At 46.9% G+C, this 25,967-nt stretch carries 15 protein-coding genes; 12 read left to right on the forward strand and 3 right to left on the reverse strand.

The window, feature by feature from the left end:
* Nucleotides 1–56 precede the first annotated feature (56 nt).
* The 3 genes from GJU87_RS21690 to GJU87_RS16935 form a co-directional block, all read right to left on the reverse strand.
* Complete coding sequence (locus tag GJU87_RS21690; RefSeq protein ID WP_153640566.1) at nucleotides 57–1,691, reverse strand: 4Fe-4S binding protein; 1,635 nt, start codon at nucleotides 1,689–1,691, stop codon at nucleotides 57–59.
* 36 nt (nucleotides 1,692–1,727) lie between these two features.
* Complete coding sequence (locus GJU87_RS16930) at nucleotides 1,728–2,642, reverse strand: DUF362 domain-containing protein (RefSeq protein ID WP_153640567.1); 915 nt, start codon at nucleotides 2,640–2,642, stop codon at nucleotides 1,728–1,730.
* A gap of 121 nt (nucleotides 2,643–2,763) precedes the next feature.
* Nucleotides 2,764–5,316: a lamin tail domain-containing protein gene (locus GJU87_RS16935; protein ID WP_194831565.1), complete on the reverse strand. Its 2,553-nt coding sequence runs from the start codon at nucleotides 5,314–5,316 to the stop codon at nucleotides 2,764–2,766.
* Nucleotides 5,317–5,462: 146 nt separating this feature from the next.
* Between GJU87_RS16935 and GJU87_RS16940 the strand changes: the two genes are divergently transcribed.
* The 12 genes from GJU87_RS16940 to GJU87_RS16990 all read left to right on the forward strand — a co-directional run bounded on the left by GJU87_RS16940 (nucleotide 5,463) and on the right by GJU87_RS16990 (nucleotide 25,966).
* A complete protein-coding gene (locus GJU87_RS16940) occupies nucleotides 5,463–6,473 on the forward strand; it encodes an aspartate-semialdehyde dehydrogenase (protein ID WP_153640569.1) in 1,011 nt (336 codons plus the stop codon).
* 625 nt (nucleotides 6,474–7,098) lie between these two features.
* On the forward strand, nucleotides 7,099–11,103 hold the full coding sequence (locus GJU87_RS16945; protein ID WP_194831566.1) for a two-component regulator propeller domain-containing protein: 4,005 nt from the start codon (nucleotides 7,099–7,101) through the stop codon (nucleotides 11,101–11,103).
* 330 nt (nucleotides 11,104–11,433) lie between these two features.
* Nucleotides 11,434–11,568 carry a hypothetical protein gene (locus tag GJU87_RS21625; RefSeq protein ID WP_255454223.1) on the forward strand — a complete coding sequence of 45 codons (135 nt, stop codon included), beginning with the start codon at nucleotides 11,434–11,436 and terminating at the stop codon, nucleotides 11,566–11,568.
* 39 nt (nucleotides 11,569–11,607) lie between these two features.
* A complete protein-coding gene (locus GJU87_RS16950) occupies nucleotides 11,608–12,819 on the forward strand; it encodes a glycoside hydrolase family 105 protein (protein ID WP_228492032.1) in 1,212 nt (403 codons plus the stop codon).
* Nucleotides 12,820–12,835: 16 nt separating this feature from the next.
* Nucleotides 12,836–16,093 (forward strand): TonB-dependent receptor, encoded by a 3,258-nt coding sequence (locus GJU87_RS16955; protein WP_153640571.1) that lies wholly within the window; start codon nucleotides 12,836–12,838, stop codon nucleotides 16,091–16,093.
* Between the two features lie 20 nt (nucleotides 16,094–16,113).
* Complete coding sequence (locus GJU87_RS16960; RefSeq protein ID WP_153640572.1) at nucleotides 16,114–17,904, forward strand: RagB/SusD family nutrient uptake outer membrane protein; 1,791 nt, start codon at nucleotides 16,114–16,116, stop codon at nucleotides 17,902–17,904.
* Between the two features lie 13 nt (nucleotides 17,905–17,917).
* Nucleotides 17,918–19,510 (forward strand): DUF5123 domain-containing protein, encoded by a 1,593-nt coding sequence (locus tag GJU87_RS16965; protein WP_194831567.1) that lies wholly within the window; start codon nucleotides 17,918–17,920, stop codon nucleotides 19,508–19,510.
* Nucleotides 19,511–19,784: 274 nt separating this feature from the next.
* Nucleotides 19,785–21,479: a T9SS type A sorting domain-containing protein gene (locus GJU87_RS16970; protein WP_194831568.1), complete on the forward strand. Its 1,695-nt coding sequence runs from the start codon at nucleotides 19,785–19,787 to the stop codon at nucleotides 21,477–21,479.
* A 16-nt stretch (nucleotides 21,480–21,495) separates the two neighbouring features.
* On the forward strand, nucleotides 21,496–22,482 hold the full coding sequence (locus GJU87_RS16975; RefSeq protein ID WP_153640575.1) for a pectinesterase family protein: 987 nt from the start codon (nucleotides 21,496–21,498) through the stop codon (nucleotides 22,480–22,482).
* A gap of 15 nt (nucleotides 22,483–22,497) precedes the next feature.
* Nucleotides 22,498–23,454, forward strand: a complete 957-nt coding sequence (locus GJU87_RS16980; RefSeq protein WP_153640576.1) for a pectinesterase family protein — start codon at nucleotides 22,498–22,500, stop codon at nucleotides 23,452–23,454.
* Nucleotides 23,455–23,481: 27 nt separating this feature from the next.
* Nucleotides 23,482–25,134: a glycoside hydrolase 43 family protein gene (locus GJU87_RS16985; protein WP_153640577.1), complete on the forward strand. Its 1,653-nt coding sequence runs from the start codon at nucleotides 23,482–23,484 to the stop codon at nucleotides 25,132–25,134.
* Nucleotide 25,135: 1 nt separating this feature from the next.
* Entirely contained in the window at nucleotides 25,136–25,966 is an 831-nt protein-coding gene (locus GJU87_RS16990; RefSeq protein WP_153640578.1) for a rhamnogalacturonan acetylesterase, read from the forward strand.
* Nucleotide 25,967: the final 1 nt, after the last annotated feature.

The raw sequence follows: 25,967 nt of genomic DNA on the forward strand, positions 1-25,967 counted from the left end.
CTAAAACAAAAAGAGAGCCTGGTTAGCTCTCTTTTTAGTCACCTATCATTATATCCTTAGAAGGGGAATTCGTCCTCCTTCAAATCCGATTTTGCTTTTTCGGTTTCCGGCTTCTTCGCCTCCAGATGCTCCGGATTTCCATCCACATAAATGGCTTTATGTGGGGTAACCGGACAGGCATGTTCGCAGGCACCACATCCCACACAAATATCTTCCGTTACTTCGGGAATAACCAAATCGCCATAAGGAACCATGTGCACCGCTTTGGTAGGACAATGCTCCGAACAAGCACCGCAGTCAGTTCCGTCGGTTTCTACGATGCAATTCGCCTTGATGAAATGCGCTTTCCCGATTTGAGTCACGTGTTTTTGCTCCACCGTCAGTGGCTTGATGGCACCTGTTGGGCAAACCTCGCCACACGTCGTACAATCGAAGTTGCACAAACCGGCCTGGAAATCCATGTGCGGCTGCAACATACCAGCCAGACCATATTCCAAGAACGATGGCTGCAACACCTTGCTGGGACAAGCACTTACACAAAGCGAGCAGCCGGTACAAATGTCGTTAAAACGTTCAATACTTTCCGAGCCGGGAGGTGAAACAGCAAATTGCTTGTTTTCCGGAATCTTCCCTCCGTTGCTGGTATGAACGGTAGTTGAATCTTTCTGAGCGACGGCTGCTGCCTGCACCTTCTCCACCGAAGCCAACCCAGCTACAGCAGCCATTCCGGCTCCGGCCGTGAAGAGGAAACTCCGCTTACTCATTTGCGGTCCTTTCGGTTGGGCAACCATCATATCCACCGGTTTCAATTCAACCGGCTTTTCTTTTCTCCCCTTCCGGGAAATCCGGTAAACGGCTGCATCTTCCGGACAGGTATCGATACAGTTATAACAGGCAACACAGCGACTGTAGTCAATTGTTTGCGTTTTGATACTGATGCATTCTGCTTTGCAAACACGCATGCACTTGCCGCATTTCGTACAAGTATCGTGATCCAACTCAATCTTGAAAAGGGAATATTTCGACAGAAAACCCAACACGGTCCCCACGGGACAAACGCTATTACAATAAAGACGCCCCCGGTTAAATGACATCACAATCACCAGGATGAAGAACAGCAAGGTAGTTCCGAGGACAGTCAACTGTACCGGCGCCAGGTCGTACTGATACAGAATCGAATACACATCGGCGGACGAAAGTGCGGCTGCGCCCAGGTTATTCAGCCAAACGACAATGGGCTTGAACAGGTAGGATGCAATCCGTCCGAACAGACTATACGGATCGAGCACCGTCAGCAAGGTGATTCCTCCGAAGAGAACGACCAACAACAACACTCCCAGGATGGAGTACCGTGTAATGGTCCATGCCTTTCGAAATTTGTAGCGGTGTTTTTTCTTTACCTTCCGGGAAAACCAGGAAACCACATCCTGCATAATTCCCAGGGGACAAATCGCGGAACAGTACACCCGGCCGAACAGGAGAGTCAAAGCCAACACAGCAATCAATCCCCAGGCAACCACACCGGCAACGGTAATCGTCTTCATTAAAGCCGGCACAAATTGTAGCGACACTGCCCATTGATAAAAGGTTTCACCGAAAGTGCCCCGGAAATCAATGAATACAGCCGAGAGTAACAGAAAAAAGAACAGGGCCAGCACGACCCTGATTTTTTTTAATATAGATAGTTTCATCGAATCTTATTCGTTAGGAAAATCAGCAAGAAAATGTCACACGACAATGCGTTTAATATTCAGCTTACTCAGGTCCATGGTTCCGAAACCCGCTTCGGCAGCAATTTTAATGTGATTAATTTTAGCCGGATCCATGCCCAGAAATTTCGCGGCAGCTGCATCGGCTGCTACAATGTCTGTGGAAATTAACTGACTCTTCAATGTCACCACATCATCCAGCGAAACACCTACAGGTCCATTCTGCTTCATCATGCGGTAGGCATCCACCACATTCAAATCGGGTTTACGGAAATGCAGGAAGTCAGCGATGCATTGGTGCAGATCGTTCTTGTGGTAATACCCCCGATCCCAAACGCATCCCATGAGGTTCTTCATGGCGATTGTCGCCCTGGACGAACTGTGATTTTTCAAGATTGGAACATTGATAAACACATCGGTATCAAGCATCAACTCGTGAACATCGGTCTGCTTCAACTTCACCCCACCTTTGACATTTACCTGCTTATAGTATTTCTCGCTGTTTCCGGGAACCATTTTTCCTCCGGCTTCAGCTACTGCCTGCTCAATTCCGGAGTGTTGATAACACTTAGACCATTCGTGACAGGTATGGTCGAATACCAATACCTCCTTTGCACCGGCTTCCAGACAGTGTTCAATGATACGCTTCACCAGTTTTGGGTTGGTGTTTCCGGCTCTTTCCGGTGTCCGGTCCCAGCCAATATTTGGTTTCACCAGTACACGTTGTCCGGGTTTTACAAAACGGGACATTCCTCCCAGTGCAGCAATTCCCTTGTCGAACATCACGTCAGGCTCTCCCCCACGAATGGCCACAAGGTCAACATCAGTCTCAGCCTCAGCCGCCAGCAAGCTGTTGGCTCCGCCTAAACTCAGGGCCGCCCCGGTTGCTACGCCGGCGCCCACACTTGATCGAATGAAATCTCTGCGCTTCATAGTTTGGCTCTTTTTTTAAATCAGACTTAAAACTAGCGAAAAAGATTATGTCGATCATACATTAAGTTCTATTAGCCATTGATTTAGAACTAGTTTAAATATATATAACCCTTCATGCAAATCATTCGATGCGATCGGTTAGTACACAGGTTTTTCGGAAGTATCTGGTTTGCCCGGAATTATTGAACGCTTCGATGGCAATGATGTATATCCCCAGTTCAGCCAGTTGCTGGTTATCCTTTCGCCCATCCCAAACCAATTCACTGGCAGAAGCCAGTAGTTCATTATTACTTAGTCGGCGGATTTCGCGACCGGCGGTATCAAATATCCGGATATTGGCCAGCCATCCCGATTCTCCCGGAGAAAGGTGAATGATCAACCGATCGTTATATCCATCATCGTTTGGGGAGAAGATTTTGGGTTCAATCTTCAGCCATTCAGCAACCGACTCATCCTTTACCATCGATGAATTGGCATATCCCGGTGTAGCGAACCCGGCTGTTGCCGCCGCTGAATGCCAGTTCTCTCTTTCGTTTACGTCCCGTGAAAAACTTTTCCGCTCCAGCGAAACACCCGATTCATCTGCAATCAGGGGATGATGCATCGCATGATCATAACTGAATTCCTCCAGAATCTCCATTCTTCGGTTCAGCAACACCACTCTCCCGGCATCATCCGGAAGAGAAGGGAACTCGTTCATTGTGAGAAAACAATCCGGACACTCGGTGAAGTATTGGCTCTTTACTACATCCGCATTGATCGCAAGAGCAACATACTCCCCGGCCTCCAGATTTCGTGGTGCATCCGAGATCAACGAAACCTGCTTTAAAGCCAATGAATCATCCCGGGTTGCTAAACTGAGCCCTCCCAAATCGACCACGTTCGGGCCGGGATTGTACAGTTCTACAAAATCAACCTCTTCCGGGAACGGATTGAATAAAACTTCACTCAACATAAGTTCTCCAGGCTGCAGAAACCGGTAGGCAAAATCATAATCACCGCCCGTCGTTTGATTTCCGCATTCATCTGCGAAAGCAGAAAGATGAAGTGTATAGGAATTCCCCTCCTGAAATGTTTCTTCCGGGAAGAAAAATTCTATGAGTTTATTATTTGAAACTTGCAAACTGTCAACGTGAAAATCCTTTCCGGGAAAAGAAATATTCGGCAAAGCCGAAAGCGACTCACTGAACCAGACCGAAAGTTGTTGACCGGATTCTACCCGAATGCCCAACACCTGAGGCGGAATTTCATCCGGGTTGGCCTGCTGCATTGAATTAACTAATCCCGGCGTTCCGCCTGCCACGGCCAACGAAGCCAGCCAGTTTCCGGAGGGACCACACAACCGGTTGAGATCGATTCTTTCCAGCGACCAACCACCATCCTGCTTTTCCGCCTCAAAAAAATTATGGTCGTAATACATCGAATCCATCAGAACTCCTTTATCCGATACAAGAGATAACCCGAATTCACTATTTCGCAACGACAGGCCGGGAATTTCATACACCGTTCCATAATCACTCAACAACGTGCTGTCGCCGGTTCCAACCAACAAAATATAGCTTTGGGGAGCCATGATGAATGGAGGCAACTCTTTTTTCGAGTCATCGATGTGAAGCTTCCAACCTTCCATTTTTGCAGGAAATCCACTATTATTGAATAGTTCAATAAACTCTGCCTCCGGCAATCCCTGCGACGGCGACGGATCGGCCATTACTTCCGTGAAAACGACGGCACCAACCTGGGCTGGCAAGGCGAACGGAAAAACGATAGTGGTATCATTCGTAAGCGTACCTTGCTCATCAGAAAGAGAACCAACCGCTAATTTCAGGTTCCAATCCGTCGGCAGTTCCATTTCCAGAAAAACGGAGGCCGGATAAAACCGCTCCGACCGGATGTGCCGGATATTCATCAGGCTTCCCTGATTGCTAGTTAACGTGTACTTTTGCAGAGAAAGCGCTTCATCCATCATCTTCTCGGAAAACTGTACCTTGATTTCCTGTGGTGAGACAGCCGTGACACTCCGAACATACGGAGATGTATTCTCAAAATCGATGGAGATATCGTCCAGCCAGAATTGCCCGCTGTGTGCCGCGGTGAACCGGAAATAAGCACCGGTCGCCTGCATGGTTAACGAGGGAGTTTCTTCCACTTCTTCATATTCTGCCGACCCGCTACTGCGACTTTTATCCCGGTAGGATAAATGCCAGATACCTTGTGGTGAATGAGAAATTTTCAGCGTTACCGTCTTTCCCTCGTCCCAGACCATCCGTGTTTTTAGAATTTCCTCAACCGGCTTCCCGTTTTGAAACCGAACCAGCGTCAGGCGGTTGTCTTTGGTCATCAGGTTAACACCAGCCATATAGCCTGAAGCCACTGACAGTTCTGTCGTGTCGGCGCAAAGCCAAAAGCCGAAAGCTTCATCGCCAGCAGGAGCCCAGTCGCCATTCGAAAGCGTTACCTCCCAGCTGAAATTTCCGGCATTTAGATCGATCGGCTCAAGGGGATGACTGACATAACTTTCTCCACCCCGACCAAACACAAAATGGCGCAACGAGTAGTCTCCGTCGACCACTTGCTGACTATCCAGTGCCCAGCTTTGACAGGTTCTCCAGCTATCAAGCTGCCCGCTTTCGAAGTTTTCGAAAAATAAAGTTGCAGAGAATAGATTGGTCAACTTACAAATTGTAAGTAAAATAATCGTAAACGTTGATCGCATGGTAAGGTTATCGTTAGGAAAAAAATTAATTTTGGCGTTGTAGCTGTGTCTCGATCAAGTAAATCAGACAATGTTATATTCAAGTTAGTAAATTCAGTAGTATTATGAAAGTAGCAATTGTTGGTGTTAGTGGTGCTGTTGGACAGGAGTTCCTTCGAGTACTTGCCGAGCGGAATTTTCCGATGGATGAACTGGTGTTATTTGGCTCTGCCCGGAGTGCAGGCCGGACCTATGAATTTAAGGGCAAGAAACTGGTGGTAAAGGAACTGAAAGAAGGCGACGATTTTAAAGACATCGATATTGCGCTTACATCTGCCGGGGCCAGCACTTCCAAGGCTTTCGAAGAAACGATTACCAAGCACGGAACGGTGATGATTGACAACTCCAGCGCGTTCCGTATGGATATTGACGTACCGTTAGTTGTTCCGGAAGTCAATCCGGAAGATTGTAAAAATATGCCTCGCCGGATTATCGCCAACCCGAACTGTACGACTATTCAGATGGTGGTAGCGCTGAAAGCGATTGAAAAACTGTCGCATATTACCCGGGTTCACATTGCCACTTACCAGAGCGCCAGTGGTGCGGGTGCATCGGGCATGGCCGAACTGGAAGAGCAGACCAAAGAGGTGGCCAATAACCAGGATCCAACGGTGGAGAAATTCCAGTACCAACTGGTCAACAACGTGATTCCGCACATCGACGTTTTCCTCGACAATGACTACACCAAGGAAGAGATGAAGATGTACAACGAAACGCGGAAGATTATGCACTCCGACGTGCAGGTTAGCGCCACCGCTGTCCGTGTGCCGGTTATGCGTTCTCACTCCGAAGCGATCTGGGTGGAAACCGAAAAGGAAATTTCAGTTGATGCCGCACACAGAGCTTTCGAAGAAGCTGAAGGAATTGTTGTTATCGACAATCCGGCGGAGAAGAAATACCCAATGCCTTTATACCTTTCGGGAAAAGACGAAGTATTTGTGGGCCGTATCCGGAAGGATATCAGCAACCCGAAAGGCCTTACCTTCTGGACGGTTTCCGACCAGATTCTAAAGGGTGCAGCACTGAATGCAGTTCAAATTGCTGAATATTTGGTTCAAGAAGGCATTGTTAAATGACAATCGAAATTCGATTATCAAATACGAAAGACGCTATCTAACTCCCGGGGACGCCATGATCAAAAGTCCACGAGCCATTTACTTCCCGGGGAAGCCGTGATCAAAAGTCCATGAGCCGTTTACTTCCCGGGGAAGCCGTGATCAAAAGTACACGAGCCGTTTACTTCCCGGGGAAGCCGTGATCAAAAGTCCATGAGCCATTTACTTCCCGGCGACAGTCTCTTTTTTGTTTTTATCGATGAAAGGTCCCGGCCGCTAATTTTTTCCTTTTCCAAATAGTCGCTTTTTTAATGACAACTGTTCGAAAGCAACCGGCTTCATAATTTTACTAAAAATGAAAAGCGCCGTATATTTATCATCCAATATCCCTCTTAAAACAATACATGCCAACACAACATCTTTGATAATAGAGCAATTGTACCGTCACCCATTTTTATATTCTTGATAATTATTGATATTTTCATCCTCATTAAACCAAAATAAACCTTGTAAGCAGTTACGATTGAGTGGTGAAGGAGACCCCTATTCTCGAAAGATGAAAATGAAATCGCTTGCACTTTTACTATTATCCTTAGGATTCATATTCTTTGGGCATACCGTCCCGGCATTTGCCGTGCAAAATGAAATGAGTTTTGATTATTTCTCGCAAGAGGATGGTCTGCCCGATAATCATATTCAAATCATTTACCAGGACCACGAAGGTTGGATGTGGTTTGGTACCAGCCAGGGACTAAGTCGTTTCGACGGCTATGAGTTTACCAACTATCAGCATGCGCACTCCGATAGTTTAAGTCTGAAAGGCATCCTGGTGCGTGCCATTTTCGAGGATAAAAAGGGGAATCTCTGGGTTGGAACTGAAAACGGCGGCTTAAACTATTTCGACCGGCAGAAGGAATGCTTCTATCATCCGTACGAGAACAATCCGCTTTTCAAAGGACGAGACGTTTCCATCAATGATATCCAGGAAGATAAAGCTGGAAACATTTGGCTGGGAACCAACAATAACATCTACATCATTGATAAGGATGGTCATCTGAACGCCCTGAACTGGCGAACCAATGGTAAAACGTACAACCTGACCGGAGAGCATGTCCGGATTGTTCAGTTCGATCAGGAAGGGAACATTTGGGCGGGAACCAATAAAGGCATGTTTATCGTCAACCCGCAGAACCACACCATTACACCGCTGAAGTTGCCGCTGACAAAAGGCAACACCGACGAAATTTGGGAAATATTCCGCGACAAAGACGGAACGATGTGGATTGGAACTTACTCCAACGGTGCCTTCATTGTCAATCCAAAAACATGGGCCATCAAACCGTTGGAGTTGAAGCCGGCGTACGAGCGGACGGAAACTGTACGGACCATTTCTGTCGACGCTTTTGGCAACTACTGGATCGGAACCCGGGGGGGAATTTATGTCTACAACAAGAGAAACGGAACCAAAGCATTTTACCGCCACGACGACCGGGAGTATACTAGTCTGATTAACAACTCTATTCTGGACATTTTCAATGACAAGCGGGGGGAGACCTGGATTGGCACACGGGGCGGTCTCAACCTTCTGGCGAAAAGCAAACAGGTATTCCGGAATTTTAGTGCGCACCCTTCCGACAAAAGCCATAAATTCCTGAACAGTGGAATTGTGTATGCTTTATGGATGGACTCTTTGAAAAATATCTGGATTGGAACAGAAGATGGTGGTGTAAATATCTACCACCCGAAAACCGGGCGGTACAGCTATTTGATGACTAAGCCGGGAGACCCGCAAAGCATTTCCCGGAATTGTATAAAAGCTTTTCTGGACGATGAGAAAGGTCATTTATGGATTGGTACTTTCTTAGGCGGAATTGATGTTCTCGATAAGAAAACCGGAAAAGTTATTCAGCATTACCAGCATGAGCCATCCGATTCACGAAGTCTGACGAACAATAAAGTCTTCTCCCTGTTACTCGACAACAAAGGGAACATATGGGTAGGAACCATGAGTGGCATCGACCGGTTCGACCCGAAAAGAAAGGTCTTTGTCCATTATCCGCAGCTGGCGTACAACAAATTCGTTCGCTGGGTCAGCATGGATTCTTCCAATAATATATGGCTGGGCACCGAAGATGAAGTGGTGATTTATAATCCCGAAAGTAAAAAGATAAAACGTTTCAGTGACAACACCCAGGCTTTTCTCGAAGACTCGAAAGGCCGATGCTGGCTTGCAACCCTCGACCGCGGGCTTGCACAATATTCCCGCCTGAGCGGACCCATTCGGTATTATGGAGTGAAAGACGGGCTAACCAACAACCAGGCATTGTGCATTCTGGAAGATAACAACCACAAACTCTGGATCAGTACATCAAACGGCCTTTCCAAATTTAACCCGGAGACCGGTGTATTTCATAACTACACGAGCAAAGACGGCTTAATCAACAACCAGTTTTCGTACGGAGCAGCCTATAAAGCACCCAACGGGAACTTATTGTTCGGAGGCATTTCCGGTTTCAATATGTTTAATCCGTCTAACGTGAAAATTGACGATAAAAATGTTCCGCTGGTGCTGACTTCGCTGAAGGTTTTCAATAAAAATGTCAAAATAGAAACCGGTAAAAAGGCTATTCTGAAAAAAAGCATTTCGGAGACCAAACACCTGACACTGCATTATAACCAGAATGTGTTCACGCTGGAGTTTGCCGCCCTGAATTACATCAACAGCAAAAGCAATCTTTATAGTTATTATCTCGAAGGATTCGACAAAAACTGGAGCGATCCGAGTACAAACCGGACCGCTACTTATACCAACCTCGATCCGGGTGATTATACATTGCACATCAAACGCGTGGTGCCGGGAGTGAAAAGCGACGAAAGCCGCTTGAACCTGCAATTAACGGTTCTTCCACCCTATTGGAAAACCGTTTGGTTCCGCAGTTTGATTCTAGTGGTTATCGGTTTGTTGATCTACTTCCTCATCCGCTTTTTTATCTATCGGGAAAAGATTAAGAACGAGCTGGTTATCGAGCGAATGAAGGCGCGTAAAATCAGGGAACTGGATAACATGAAACTGAAATTCTTCACCAATATTTCCCACGAAATCCGAACGCCTTTAACGTTAATCATGGCCCCGCTGGAAAAGTTGAAGAACGAAAAGGTTCCACAACAGGAATTGAGAAACTACCTGGACGTGATGTACCGGAACACCAATCAGCTGAACCGGCTTATCAATCAATTGCTCGACTTCAGGAAACTGGAATCGGGAAATCTAAAGCTGGAACTTTCGCAGGGAGACATTGTCCGGTTTGTTGCTGACATTGTCCATTCATTCGACGGATTAGCAGAAGATAAAGACATCCACCTGCGTTACAATGCACTGAAAAAAAGACTAATTGCCCGTTTCGATGCCGACAAAATAGAAAAGATACTGAACAACCTGCTTACCAACGCCTTCAAATTCACGAACAAAGGAGGCAAAATAACGGTCAATCTTTCGCTCCTCTTCGACTCAAATGAAGACGATTTGACCAACGAAACTCCTGATAAGGAATACATCGAAATTTCGGTTCGCGACACAGGACAAGGCATTTCTCAGTCTAATGCGGCCAAGATTTTCGATCGCTTCTTTCAGTCGAGCAACGACAAAGCCGAACAAACCGGAACAGGCATTGGCCTGGCTTACGTGAAAGAGCTGGTGCAACTGCACAAGGGAAAAATATTTCTGGTAAGCAAGCCGGGCAAAGGCAGCAAATTTACCGTGCGCGTACCTTATGAAAAAGAACTTCCGACAACTGAACATACCGAAGAAATTACTCCGAAAGGAGAAACAGCCATAAAATCAACAGCAGGACTTCCTGAACAGAACCCTGATCCGGTTCATTCCAATATTATGCTCGTGGTCGAAGATAATCCCGATGTGCGGAATCTCATCGCGAGCCATTTTGCCGAAAGATACCGGGTTATTCAGGCTAAGGACGGCAAAGAAGGCTGGAGAATCACACTGGATACGGTTCCGGACGTCATTGTTAGTGACGTGCTGATGCCCGACACGGACGGTTTCGAGTTCTGCAAAAAGGTAAAATTCGATGAGCGAACCTCGCATATCCCCGTTCTGCTCCTAACGGCTCTCCATTCCAAAGAGCACGAAATGAAAGGCTTGTCGGCAGGCGCAGATGACTATATCACCAAACCTTTCGATTTGGGTATTCTTCAAACCAAAGTGGAGAACATGCTGTCGATAAGGAATTCGCTGAAGGAAAAATACTCGGGTGAAATTACGCTGCAGCCGAGGAACATCGTCATCTCTTCTCCCGATGAGAAATTCCTGCAGAGAGCAGTGGAAGCGGTTGAAAACAACATATCGGATGCGGAGCTCGATATCGAACGGTTTGCCCAGGAAGTAGGCGTTAGTCGTATGCAGCTCTACCGAAAATTACATGCTCTGACCGATATGACGGTCAAAGAATTTATTCGCAGCATCCGCCTGAAACGGGCTTCACAACTGTTGTTGCAGAATGGGATGACCGTTAGTGAAATTGCTTACGCAGTCGGCTTTAAAGATTTGTCGCACTTCCGAAAATGCTTCCGACAGCAATACGGTATGAATGCGACCGAATTCAAGCACAAACATGAATCCGATGTTAGCAATTAGCCGAGGCGATATCCAGTACAGAAGAACAAAAAGTGATAAGTAACCTCATTCGTATACGAACAAAATCTGTCAAAACCTCTCTGGCAGGTTATCCAAAAGACCATTTTGATGTTCACTTTTCGTAAGATTTTTTCGCAAAGCCCAACGCTTCCATAACAAGCATAGGATTAGACAATTATCCATACGAACAGTTACTTTTCATGCTATCGGTGGGAAAATAATCCCCCTGATTTGGGAAGAATTTCCCGCCGGGAGAATATACAACCTCCTCTTTGGGAATAATAAACCACATCAAGCAGATACTTACTTCTAATTTCGAAATCGGATAAAATGGCACGCTTAACAATGGGCAACACTTTTATGGATCAAATGCGACATGATTTGAAAAAATCATCCTGGGGGATCACCATCATTTTGGTTGTTCTGCTCATCGCATTAACCATTCTGGTGAATATTCTTTTCTGAAAAGAAGAGAGTAATAAGCGTATCAACTAACGAATCATTATGAAACTGACGATGTTCAAGGGGAAAGTTCTGACCTTGTTTTTACTGGGACTTACCATTACACAATGTGCGCCTTCGAAAAAGAAAGACAGTTCGTCTGACAATCGAGGGCTGAAAATGGCCGTTCGCATGGCCGATTCGGAGATAGCACACTTCCCCAATGCAGCCTCGGTTGACTTCAAACCTAAAGGGAAGTGGGACTACACCGGCGGATTGATTGCTTCGTCGATGATGAAGCTTTGGAAGGTGACCGGCGACCAAAAGTATTTCAACTATGCGAAATCCTATGCCGACCAGTTTATTGCGGAAGATGGTACCATTAAAGGCTACAAACGAAGTGACTTTAACCTCGACCGGCTGAATTCCGGCAAGTTTTTATTCCCGCTTTACGAACAAACCCATGAGAAAAAATACAAGAAAGCCATCTTTATACTTCGTGACCAATTGAAGGACCAACCCCGGACTCCCGAGGGTGGTTTTTGGCATAAAAAGAGGTACACCAATCAAATGTGGCTCGACGGACTCTACATGGGAGCCCCGTTCTATGCTCAATTTGCAAAAGTATTCAACCAGCCAAAAGATTTCGAAGACGTCATCAATCAATTCCTCATCGTCAATAAACATACCTACAACCCGGAAGTCGGTCTGAATTACCACGGCTGGGATGAGAGCAAAGAGCAACGCTGGGCCAACCCGACAACAGGCTGTTCTTCTCAATTCTGGGGACGGGCAATGGGATGGTATTCGATGGCTCTCGTCGATGCACTCGATTTCATTCCGGAAGATTATCCGAACCGGGATAAACTCATCGACATTTTAAACCAGGTAGCAGCAGGAATTGCCAAATGGCAAGATCCCAAATCGGGCGTTTGGTACCAGGTACTTGACCAGGGAAACCGGGAAGGAAACTACCTCGAAGCATCGGCATCCTGCATGTTTGTTTACACCCTTCTCAAGGCTACCCGGTTGCATTACATCGATTCAAATTACAAAGCCGTAGCGGTGAAAGGCTTTGATGGAATACTGAAAAATTTCATCAGGGAAAACCAGGATGGCACCATTAGACTGACCAATGTTTGTGCAGTGGCCGGTCTGGGTGGCCATCCGTATCGTGACGGAACCTATGAATATTATATAAAGGAACCTGTACGGGACAATGATCCCAAAGGCGTGGGTCCCTTCATTCTTGCATGCCTTGAAATAAAAAACTAAATCAATTCTTATTAGTATGACAGACTTTAAAAAAGAAAAACAGAAAAGCCTGCGCTGGCATATATCCCGCGTAGGAATTCTTGTGTTAGGTCTATTTTTACTGGTTGCTTCTGGTGCATACGCCCAGAATATTACCGTTACTGGTAAAGTAACCGATGCTAAATCCCATGAAAGTATTCCTGGCGCTAATGTTGTAGTAAAAGGAACGGCAAATGGAACCATCACTGATCCGGATGGAAAGTACTCACTGAGTGTTCCAGCTAATGCTACACTCCAATTCTCTTTCATTGGCTACAAAACGCAGGAAATTCCTGTAAGCGGAAAAAAGGTCATTGATGTAAAACTCATTACCAGCTCAACTGAGTTAGACGAGGTCGTTGCCATCGGTTACGGTACGGTGAAAAAGAAAGATATTACCGGTTCCGTCTCTTCTGTTCAGGGATCAGACCTCCAAAACATTCCGGTTGCCAGCGCAGCAGAGGCCATCAGCGGTAAATTGGCAGGTGTTCAGGTTACCTCGACAGAAGGCTCACCTGATGCAACAGTTAATATCCGCGTTCGTGGAGGCGGTTCGATCACTCAGGACAACTCTCCTCTCTTCATCGTTGACGGATTTCCGGTGAACAGCATTTCCGACATTGCTCCTTCCGACATCCAGTCAATCGATGTACTGAAAGATGCTTCTTCTACCGCTATTTATGGTTCCCGTGGTGCAAACGGTGTAATCATCATCACCACCAAAAGTGGTAAAGTTGGAAAAGTTTCGGTTTCCTATAACGCTTACATGGGATTCAGTCAAATTGAAAAAACACTGAAAACCCTTAGTCCCGAAGACTATGTTAACTGGCAGTATGAATATGCTGTCCTTCGATACGGTGGGACCACTGCAGAGGATTTGAACTCGTACACCAAGTATTTCGGCGCTTACAAGGATATCGACCAATACAAAGGCCAGGTAGGTAACAACTGGCAAAAGCAGATCTTCGGCCGTATCGGTCAGACATTCCATCATGACGTGAGCATACGCGGAGGTTCCGAAAAATTCAACTATGCCTTTAACTACGCTCATGTTAACACGAAAGCGATTATGATGAATTCGGGTTTCAACCGCGACTACCTGGCCTTGAAACTGAATCATAATCCCAACAAAAAAGTTGAACTCTCCTACTCATTCCGTTATTCCGATACCAAAATCGATGGTAGCGGAACCAACGAACAAAATGAAGTTTCATCGGCAGACTCCCGCTTGAAGCATAGTGTACTCTATACACCGATTCCCTTGAAGGGACTCGCTTCAGCCTCAACCGATGAATCGGTTTACAGTTACCTGATTAACCCAATCACAGCTACGAACGATAACGATCAGAAGAAATACCGGAAACAGTATAATATGGCCGGTAGTTTTACCTGGAAACCAATCGATAACCTCACCTTTAAATCGGCTGTTGGTTTTGATATCTATGATTACAGCCGCGATCGTTTTTACGGATTAACGACTTATTATGTATCCAACATTCCGGCAGCTGACTACCAGGGATACCCGGCAGCCATCCTGGAGAACCTGAAGCGTCAGCGCTTCCGTAATACCAACACGCTGGACTACGATTTCAAGAATTTAATCGGTGCCGATCATTCACTGAAACTCCTCGTGGGTGAAGAAACCCTGAATACCCAAAGTGTTGATTTGACCAATACCATCCAGGGCTTCCCGAAACAGTTTACGTCGTCGGATGCTTTCAAACTGACTTCTCAGGGAATCCCCTTGTCAACCGATAATTATTACAGTCCCGATGACAAGATGCTTTCCTTCTTTGGTCGTGTGAACTACTCCTACAAAAACAAATACATTGCATCGGCAACCTTCCGGGCCGATGGTTCCAGTAAATTTTCCAAAGCCAACCGGTGGGGCTATTTCCCGTCAGCCGCAGTTGCCTGGAGAATTTCGCAGGAAGGTTTCATGGAGAATACCCAGTCATGGCTCGATGACCTGAAACTGCGTTTCAGCTATGGTACGGCCGGAAACAACAACATTCCTTCGGGGCAAATGGTACAATCGTATGCTTCAAATCAAAGTTCCTGGATTGATGGCGTGCTGAGCTACTGGTCACCCTCGAAAACCATGGCCAATCCCGACCTGAAATGGGAAACCACCTATACCCGGAATATTGGTTTGGATTTTGCCCTGTTTGACAGTCGTTTGAACGGATCGTTCGAGACTTACCTGAACACAACCAAAGACCTGTTGATTCAATTTCCGGTAGCCGGTACCGGGTATGATTATCAGTACCGGAATATGGGTGAAACGCAGAACAAGGGTTTGGAACTCTCCCTGAACTGGGTGGCGCTGAACAAGAAAAACTATGGTCTGAATTTCAACTTCAACATCAGTTTCAACCGGAGTAAAATCAAATCACTCGGCGTTATGAACGATTTTGGTGCCTCTTCCGGATGGGCCTCTACCGACATTGGCGACGACTACTGGATTGCCGTAGGTGGATCGGTTGGGAAGATGTATGGCTATGTATCCGACGGTCGCTATCAGGTGTCTGACTTCTCAGGCTATGATGCAACAACCGGAACCTGGACATTAAAAGATGGTGTGGTTGATGACTCCGAGGTAGTGGGTACACTGGCTCCGGGTGTAATGAAACTGAAAAATCTGACCCAGGGTGATAATGTTGTCAACGCGAATGACCGTACCATCATTGGGGATGCCAATCCGAAACACACCGGTGGTTTTACCCTGAACGGACGTCTTTACAACTTCGACCTTTCAGCCGTATTCAACTGGAGTTACGGGAATAACATCTACAATGCCAATAAAATTGAGTACACCACATCTACGCAGCGTTACCAGTACCGCAATATGATTGACATCATGGCGGACGGCAAACGCTGGACCAACATTGATAAGTCGACCGGAGAGCAGGTAACCGACCCGTCGACCCTCGAAAGTATGAATGCCAATACCTCCATGTGGTCTCCCTACATGAAGCAATTTGTATTCAGTAGTTGGGCAGTGGAAGATGGTTCATTCCTTCGTCTGAGCACCCTGACCTTGGGTTACACGCTGCCTTCCAGCCTGACAAACAGACTAAAAATCAACAGCCTGAGATTTTACGCAACCGGTTATAATGTCTTCCTGTTGACCAATTACTCAGGATTTGACCCTGAAGTTTCAACCCGTCGTAAAACTCCGCTCACTCCCGGTGTCGATTACTCTGCATACCCGAGAAGCCGGCAAATCGTATTTGGTTTGAATCTTAATTTTTAATCCGACTCATGACATTGAATATGAAAAATTTAATATATATCATAGCCATCTTTTTTGCAGGCGCGGTAACCTCCTGTAGCAAGGACTACCTCGATGCGCCTACAAAATCCTCACTGGATGAATCCGTCATCTTCGCAAATGTCGACCTGGCAAAAAGTGCGGTAGACGGAATCAAAATCGATTTTGGGGAAACCAACTCCTACCGTGGCCGGTTCCTGCCCTGGTACGGCATGAATACGGATATTGAATGGTACAACAACTCAGATAAATATCCTGACGGAAAGGCCGACCTGTGTGTTTATGCAGCAACTCCGACCAACAGTCAGATGAATGATACAAAAAATGCCTGGGCCAAAATGTATGAAGGGATTGAACGGGCCAACATGTGTATCAAAGGGATCAGGGCTTATGGAAATCCACAGCCCGGAAACGATATGGGACAACTGCTGGGTGAAGCACTGACCCTGCGGGCTGTTTACTATTCCGACCTGGTGAAAGCCTGGGGTGATGTTCCGGCACGTTTTGAACCCATCACCACGGCAACCCTCTACTTACCCAGAGTCAGCCGTGATTCCATCCTGAAGCATCTGATCGCCGACCTGGGCGAAGCAGAAACCCTGGTGGCATGGCCGAATGCGACTAGTGCAACCAGCGATGTGGAGCACATCAACAAAGCCTTTGTAAAAGGTTTCCGGGCGCGTCTCTGCATGGAAGCAGCAGGTTATTACGAACATGCTGATGGTTCGGTTGGTCGCAGTTCCGACCCGGACTTATCGGTCGATAAAATGTATCCCATCGCCCTACAGGAATGCCAGGATGTGATCAACAGCGGAACCTGCCAACTGGAGCCTTCTTTTGAAACCGTTTTCAAAAAGAATTGCCAGGATAATATCAACGCGGGTGGCGAATCGTTGTGGGAGATTCCGTTTGCCGACGGTCGTGGCCGCATGCTCTTCACCTTTGCTGTTCCACACAAGAGTGTTGACCAGTTTACCAGTCAGGCTCGAGGCGGACAGGCCGGCCCCCTTCCATACATGTACTATGATTACAATTCCCAGGATACCCGTCGGGATGTAAGCTGTGTTCCTTATTACTGGGGAGTAGCCAACAAAGAGGGTATTGCTCAGCAGGAGCCCTCAGGAATCGACACCTGGTACTTCGGAAAATACCGCTACGAGTGGATGAACCGAATCGTCACCTCAACCAACGACGATGGGGTCAACAAAATCTACATGCGTTATGCTGAAGTTGTTCTGATGGCTGCTGAGGCCGCCAACGAATTAGATGGTCCTTCAGCTGCTGCACCCTACCTGAAAATGATTCGTGAACGTGCATTTCCGGAAAGTGACTGGTCAACCGAGGTGGATGATTACATCAATAACCTGACGACGAAGGAGACCATGTTTAATGCCATCGTAAAAGAGAATAAACTGGAGTTCTGTGGTGAAATGCTGCGAAAAGAACAACTGATTCGCTGGAATCTGCTTAAAACGGAGTTGGATTCGGCAAAAATAAAAATGAACGAGCTCGCCAACCGGACCGGTGAATATGCTGATGTTCCTTCGAAACTCTATTACGGTTACGAATCTGACGGCGTTACGCTCAAAATGTACGGTCTGAATCGAGGTGAAACGGCTGATAAATCATCTGATTATGCTTACAGCACCACCTGGGCTGACCCGACCCAATTGACCGATACCAAGATAAACTCCATCTATGCCCAGGATCCGGATCAATATCAATTCTGGCCCATCTGGCAGGTATTTATCGATGCCAGCAACGGACAATTGAAAAACGAGTATGCTTACTAATAATTTGAACTTTATGAAAAACAAGTATATCACATTAGCACTTATCTTCGGATTGTTGTCCACGATCTTCATGTCGTGTCAGGATAACATTCCGGCGGTAATCGATCAGTTGACATTTGAGCGGGTATTTACTCCTCTTAATCTTCAGGTAAAAGTCCGGGATAAAACAACCGCTGAAATCAGTTGGGACGAGCGCGGTGACGCATCATCCTATATTCTTCAAGTCAGTCAGGACAGTCTGGATTTTAGCGATATTGTGGAGACGGATACGATTACCTCTTCCGATAATCCCTACAGTGTCGATTTGATTGGTAACCTGCGTTACTCTGTCAGGATGGTGGGTATCAGCGACAGTCTGTCCAATTCCAAATGGAGCGATGGGGTGACTTTTAAAACCCTGCCGGAGAATATCTTCTATGCAGTAGCCGATACAGATATTCATGCAACCAGCGCTACATTAAGGTGGCCGGCCAAAAGCAAAGTGACTGACCTGGTGGTAAATCCGGGTGATACAAAAGTTTCGCTAACCGCTCAGGAGATCGCCAATGGTGCAGCTACCATTTCAGGACTGACAGGAAGAACCACCTACACCGTTAAACTCTATAAGGATACGATCGTTCGTGGTACAGCTTCATTTACGACTTATGTCGATGTAGCCAACGCTACACCTGTCCATCCAGGCGACGACCTGGCAACCGTTATTGCCAATGCCGGTTCCGGTGATGTACTGGCCCTCTATCCGGGTGATTATTCAGCTTCTGCCGGTAATATTACCATCGATAAGTCGATAACCATTGTAGGGGTTTACCCATTTAATAAGCCACTTCTCCACAACCAGTTTGTTATCGCCGACGGGGCACAGGATGTTGTGCTGGAAGCACTTGATATGAATGGTGCGTATACCGATGCAACTGACATGCCTGTTACGCTCGATGAGCCGGTTCAATACAACACCACCGATTTTGCCACATTAGGTACACTGACCCTGAGAAATGTAACGGTTGACACCTATAATAAATCGTTCATTTCGGATGGAGGCTCTCAGTTTGAAACATCCTCCATCCTGGTTGACAACTGCGTGGTCAGTAATGTATACAACAGCGGCGGTGATTTCATCGATTCCCGTAAATCGTTTATCCAAAATCTGACGGTTACCAACAGTACATTCAACAACTGTGCTACGGTGAATACACGTGATTTCATCCGTATGGACGGAGGAACCAAGGGCAATTCTTATGATGACGGAACGAACACTCCGGTTATCGTGGTCAGCCACTGTACATTATACGACGTAATGAACAGCAGCTCCTCAACTAAACGGATGTTCTATGTGCGTTGGTCGATGAACGAAATCACGTCAAGCCATAACATCCTGTCGGATATGGGTAACTCAGTTTACTCCAATCAATCGGCGACTACACAACCTGTTTGCGACTATAACAACTATTTCAATGCCGACGGATATATTTCAGGCGATAACCTGAGTGATAACTCAAACACGTACACTACTGAAGATCCTGGTTTTAAAAATCCGGCGACCGGAGACTTTACCATCAGTAATCCAGCATTGATTGATAATCAGGTCGGCGATCCGCGTTGGTATTAGACCTGCGGAACTCCAATCCGAATCATGGATTTACCTCTCTTTGAGTAATCCAGGATAAATGCTGTAATGAGATAAAACCGAAGCTCCTGTACATGTCCCATGTACAGGGCTTCGGAATCTCATCACACACCTGACAAACAAAGCCAATTCGAGCAATACAGATGCTCCGGCTTCCAGGTGAATAAGATGTTCAACCATCTCTTTTCAATGCATTGCAGTGGCTCTTATTTCGGAACATGAAGGCTCTGCCACTGAAATGAGGCAAATGATACAAATGAAGAAGCGGATTCCATCCATATTTATATTTTCTCTGATTTCGTTGCTGACGATATCGGCATTTGCCCAGGGAAATGATCTGCCCGCCTTCCCGGGAGCTGAAGGCTACGGGAAATACACCACCGGAGGACGCGGTGGTCAGGTTATTTATGTTACCAGCCTCAGCGATGATTACGCGCCCGGCACACTTCGCTATGCCCTGTACCAATCGGGCCCCAGAATCATCGAATTCAAAGTTTCAGGTACCATCCAGCTAAAATCGGACCTGAAGATTACCCAACCCAATGTAACCATTGCCGGACAAACAGCGCCAGGTGATGGAATCTGTCTGCGCGATTATCCCGTAATCGTTGAAGCCGACAACGTCATTATCCGTTTTATGCGTTTCCGCATGGGTGATGCTGCCAAACAGCAGAATGATGCCCTGGGCGGTCGCAACCATAAAAATATTATCATCGACCATTGCTCGGCAAGCTGGTCGACCGACGAATGTGTTTCGTTTTACGACAACCAAAATTTCACCCTTCAGTGGTGCATTATTTCCGAGAGCCTTCGCAATTCCATCCATGAAAAAGGCTCCCACGGCTATGGAGGTATCTGGGGTGGAGAGAAAGCCACCTTTCACCACAACCTGCTGGCCGATCACGACAGCCGCAATCCCCGTTTCTGCGGAAGCCGGTACACCAACCAACCCGATGAGGAATTGGTTGACTACCGCAACAACGTTATTTACAACTGGGGACATAACAGTGCCTACGCGGGCGAAGGCGGCAGCTACAACATGGTGAACAACTATTATAAATCGGGACCAGCTACTTCCTCTTCTGTTCGGTTCAGAATACTGCAACCCTACGCTGACGATGGTTCCAACCAGCAACCATCCGGTACGTACGGACACTTTTATATCGCCGGCAACTATGTCGAAAACAGCTCGAACGTAACCAATAACAACTGGACCGGCGTTTCGCTGCATTCTTCATTTACGACTTATGCGCCCAATGTTACGCTCAGTGACGTGAGAGCGGCAAACGAATTCTCGGTAGAACCGGTAAAAACGACCACCGCACAGGAGGCTTACCAGGATGTTTTGAATTACGCCGGAGCTTCCCTGGTTCGTGATACTGTAGACAAACGCATTGTTCACGACACGCAAACCGGAACTCCCACCTACAACGATGGAGGCAACGGCAGCACGGGAGGAATTATCGATACGCAAACAGCTGTTGGCGGATGGCCTGAACTAAAATCAACCACTGCACCGGCCGATTCCGATGGCGATGGCATGCCCGACGAGTGGGAAAAGGCCAACAATCTCGATCCCAACAATCCGAATGATGCACAACAAACTACGGTGGATGGTCAGTATCCGAACCTGGAAGTCTACCTCAACAGTTTGGTGGCCGGCATTATGCAAAACGAAGGAAGTGTAGCGACAGCTGTAGACGGGCTAAAAAAAAATATCGATCCGCTGAAGGTAGTTTACAACCAACGGACGAAACAGCTTGATATCCGCCACACCCGTACGATTGTCAAAGTACAGCTGTATTCAGTCACCGGGATACAAGTCAAGACATTCAATACCGATCAACAAACACTGAGCATTCAGTTGCCGGACCTGGCAAAAGGGGTCTATATCGTGCGGGTTTGGGATGATCTAAATCGCGCTTATTCACAGAAAATATTGAATTACTGAAAGCAAAACGTTGCACATGAACCGGAAAAGCCTTCTCATACTCATCTTCTTCAGCGTTGTTTGTCAATGGTCATTCGCCAGGACAAATGACAGCTATGATTTTGTGGTTTCGAAAAAAGGAGACGGCGATTTCACTACGGTACAGGCCGCTATCAATGCGGTACCCGATTTTCGCAAGCAAACCACCACCATCTACATTGAGAATGGTGTATACAAGGAAAAATTGGTTCTTCCGGCGTCCAAAAACAACGTCACGTTTATCGGCGAAAGCGCAGACAGCACCATCATCACGTACGACGATTATGCATCGAAGAAAAACCGTTTTGGTGAGGAGATGGGAACGACCGGGTCATCCGGCTTCTACATTTTCGGAAACGATTTTACCGCTAAGAATATCACCTTCCGGAACACAGCTGGTCCAGTGGGACAAGCGGTTGCTGTCCGCATTTTAGGCGACCGCGTCTTTTTCGAGAATTGCCGCTTTCTCGGATTTCAGGATACACTTTATCCTTACGGGGAAAACAGTCGCCAGTACTATAAGAACTGCTACATTGAGGGAACCGTAGATTTCATTTTTGGCTGGTCGACCGCTGTATTTGATCACTGCCACATTTTTTGCAAAAGTCCGGGTTACGTAACGGCAGCCAGTACGATGAAAGATACGCCGTTCGGATTTGTATTCCTGCACTGCGATATTTCTGGAAGCGCTCCGGCTCACTCCGTCTACCTCGGGCGTCCCTGGAGACCTTATGCAAAAACCGCTTTCATCGAGTGCAAACTAAGTGATGTCATCAAACCGGAAGGCTGGTTCAACTGGAATAAAAAAGAGGCTGAAAAAACGGTCACTTACGTGGAATACAAAAACACCGGAGCAGGTGCAACTCCGGACAAACGAGTGTCATGGTCGCATCAGCTGACGGCAAAAGAGAGACAAAAATATACGCTGGAGAATATTTTTCGGGGATGGACTCCGGGGCAACCATTCAAGGAAAAACACCGGTAAAAACAGGGGACAACCATGAAGAAGAAAATACAACTATTCGGAATTATTGTCTTGATGCTTGGCACAATCGCCTGGTCGTGCTCCAGAAACAACAACAAGCGGATTATTGTCGCTGCAGACGGCTCGGGTGACTATACCACCGTGCAGGAAGCCATCAATGCAGCGCCTTCTTCTTCGAAAGAAACAACGGTTATCTATATCAAATCCGGAGTTTATAAGGAGAAAGTCGTTGTTCCCGCAAACAAGCAAAATATTCACTTCATCGGTGAAGACGCTAAAAATACCATCATCACCTGGGACGATTATTCCGGGAAAGGCGATATCAACACATTCACTTCCTACACCATGAAAATCATGGGTAACCATATCCTGATGGAAAATCTCACTATCGAGAATTCCGAAGGTTTGCGTGGACAAGCTGTAGCCCTCGATGTGGAAGGTGACCAGTGTGTGTTTAAAAACTGTCGGATTGTTGGCAATCAGGATACACTATACGCAGCAGGCGATAATGCCCGTCAGTATTTCAAAAACTGCCACATTGAAGGAACTACCGATTTCATCTTCGGTTCGTCCACGGCTGTATTTCAGGATTGTGATATCCAGTGTAAAAAGCAGTCTTTCATTACAGCAGCCCGGACTCCGCAAGGGCAGCCATTCGGTTATGTTTTCATGAATTGCAAAATAAAAGCAGCTCCCGGTATCGGACAGGTTTACCTGGGCCGTCCCTGGAGGGCTTATGCCAACGTCGTTTTCATGAATTGCCAACTGGGTGATTTTATTCGCCCCGAAGGCTGGAGCAACTGGCACGACACCGATCGTTACAAAACGGCTTTCTACGCCGAGCATCACAACACCGGCGCAGGAGCGGATACAACGCAACGCGTTTCATGGTCGCATCAGTTAACCGATGAACAGGCTCAAAAGTATACCGTGGAAAACATCCTCGGATTGAACAGTTGGAAACTGAAATGATAGGAGGCTACGAACCAGACATCAACCATGAAAAAAAGAAATAAAATATATCTCCTGGGGTTGTTACTCATAGCCGGAAACATCAATCGGTCCGTGGCTCAACAAAAGACCGACAGTCTTTATGTGTCTAAAGTGTGGGTAGCCGATAATGGCGACGGCACATACAAAAATCCGGTCTTGCATGCCGATTATTCCGACCCGGATGCGATTCGCGTTGGAACGGATTTCTACATGACGGCTTCGTCGTTCAATTGCATTCCCGGCCTGCCCATTCTCCATTCAAAGGATTTGGTCAACTGGAATTTGATTGGCTATGCGCTGCCTAAGCAACCTCCTTTCGATGTTTACGATAAACCGCAACATGGCAACGGCGTGTGGGCTCCCTGCATCCGTTATCACGATGGCGAATACTACATCTTCTACCCCGATCCGGACTACGGAATTTATATGATCAAGGCCCAAAATCCGAAAGGGCCCTGGTCGGAACCGCTGCTAATCAAAGCCGGGAAAGGACTGATCGATCCGTCACCTCTGTGGGATAACGATGGCAACGCTTACCTGGTTCACGCTTTCGCGGGAAGTCGCGCCGGCGTGAAAAGTGTATTGATGGTCAGCCGGATGAAGCCTGACGGAACCGAATTGATTGGCAATGAAATGATGGTTTATGACGGTCACCAAAACGATCCGACGGTTGAAGGGCCGAAATTCTATAAACGCCATGGTTATTATTACATCTTCGCTCCGGCTGGAGGCGTACCCACCGGCTGGCAGATTGTTCTGCGTTCGAAAAATGTATTTGGCCCTTACGAGCGAAAAAAGGTTATGGCACAAGGTTCAACGCCAATCAACGGGCCACATCAGGGTGCCTGGGTGGACACCCCGGACGAGCAAAGTTGGTTCCTCCATTTTCAGGATAAAGAGGCTTACGGCCGTGATGTGTTGCTGGAACCGATGATCTGGAAGAACGACTGGCCGGTAATTGGTGTCGATAAAAACGGAGACGGAGTTGGCGAACCGGTGCTGACATGGAAACAGCCGGACGTTGTTCGTGCTTATCCAATCGTAACGCCGCCGGAAAGTGACGAATTCAATAAACCGAAACTCGGATTGCAATGGCAATGGCATGCCAATCCACAAGTTACCTGGGGCTTTCCTTCCGGAAGACTGGGCTTCTATCGGTTGAACTGTATTCCCAAACCGGATGGCTTTGTGAATCTCTGGTCAGTTCCCAATCTACTGTTACAGAAATTTCCTGCTGAAGAATTTATGGTCACTACCAAATTGACTTTCCATAACCGCTTCGATGGTGAAGAGGTGGGACTCGTTGTCATGGGTGAAGATTACCAATACATCAAACTTGAGCAGGAAAACAAGCAACTGATGGTGAAAACGGTCTCCTGCCACGATGCACGAAAAGGGAATCCCGAAAAGGAAATTTTCCAACAGAAATTTACCGGCCCAACGGCGTACTTCAGGGTAAAAGTACGCGAAGGGGCTGTCTGTAGTTTCAGCTTTAGCGCCGACGGAAAGAAATTCACCGAGGCAGGGGAAAAGTTCCATGCCGTTCCCGGAAGATGGATTGGCGCCAAAGTTGGCCTTTTCGCCTTACGAAACGGGAAAATAAACGATGCCGGCAACGCCGATATTGACTGGTTCCGAATTGAAAAAATTGAGAAATAATATGTCAGGAAGAAGAAAACTGAAATTTGAAATCCTTCTGCTGCTCCTTGTGCTGCTACCGGTAACCAATGCGTGTTCCGGGGAAAAGAAAGAGGAAAAGCAGCAGAAAGTCTGTAAGGTCTGGATCATTGGTGATTCCACTGTGGCCAATTACGCTCTGGAAAAAGATTATCCGAGTAAGCGATTTCCGATTACCGGCTGGGGACAGGTCTTTCAACCTTTCCTGGCAAAGGACAGCCTGAAAATGGTTGACCATTTAATCGATGCCGATAGCGTGCTCGTTGACGACCGGGCCAAAGGCGGACGCAGCACACGGACTTTCTTCCAGGAAGGACGCTGGCGCGAAGTCTATAACCAAATTCAACCGGGCGACCTGGTTTTGATGCAGTTCGGACATAACGATGCTTCGAAAAACAAACCCGCACGATATGTCAACCTTCAGGGGTATGCCGAATTCCTGCGCCTCTTCGTAAATCAAACCCGCGAAAAAGGAGGAACACCGATTCTGATTACTCCGGTGGCCCGGAATTATCCGTGGGTCGACGGGCATTTGGAAAACGTGCATGGTGGTTATCCGGATGCGATGAAAGAGGTGGCAAAAGAACTTCACGTCGACCTGATTGATCTGAATCAACGTTCCATGGATTTCTTTTCCCGGAAGGGTAAGGATTATGTGACTGAAAACTATTTCATGAATCTCCCGGCCTTGGTTTATGAAGCTTATCCTGACGGACAACACGATAACACCCATTTTCAGCCGGCCGGAGCACGAGAAGTGGCCCGAATGGTGTTTGAAGGCCTGAAACAATTGAATAGTAACAAACTGAACTAAG

This window comes from Prolixibacter sp. NT017, from assembly GCF_009617875.1.
In the GTDB taxonomy this organism is placed as follows: domain Bacteria; phylum Bacteroidota; class Bacteroidia; order Bacteroidales; family Prolixibacteraceae; genus Prolixibacter.